The organism is Comamonas sp. B-9, from assembly GCF_000410635.1.
Lineage (GTDB): Bacteria > Pseudomonadota > Gammaproteobacteria > Burkholderiales > Burkholderiaceae_C > Comamonas.
The window spans coordinates 1,476-1,847 of the sequence record NZ_KE148644.1 but is presented as its reverse complement, the minus strand read 5'-3'; the positions used below and the strand labels follow the sequence as shown (position 1 = coordinate 1,847).

Sequence of the window (372 nt, the reverse complement as noted above, 5' to 3'; positions counted from 1 at the left end):
GGGCAACGTGGCCAAGACCGCCGGGCAAAAGGTAGCCGACGGCGCACGCTCGATGAAGGAGCGCGTGGCAGCGGCCTTCCGGCCGGATGAGGCGCCGGCATCTGGCGCTGATGCCGCAGATGCGCCTCCATCCAACGAACAGCCTGCCTGGGCCAAGCGCCTGCACCGCAGGCAGCAGCTCACCCATGCCGCGACCACGGCCGCCCACACGCTGCGCGGCGGCGACGGCGGCAGCTCCAGCCAGGGGCCAAGCCTTCGTGATTCCGATTCATAAGGAGAACTCCCATGCGATTCAAACGACCGCAGGTGCGCTACGCCGATACGCCGCAGCCTGCCACCCCGTACCAATCCGCCGCCCAGGTCTGGGACGAC

Annotated in this window: 2 pseudogenes; both read left to right on the top strand. The window is 69.1% G+C overall.

Going from position 1 to position 372, the window contains the following annotated elements:
- Positions 1 to 274, top strand: a pseudogene (locus tag H928_RS32955) (P-type conjugative transfer protein TrbL); the annotation flags it as partial.
- A gap of 11 nt (positions 275 to 285) precedes the next feature.
- Positions 286 to 372: pseudogene (locus H928_RS31785) on the top strand (conjugal transfer protein TrbF); the annotation flags it as partial.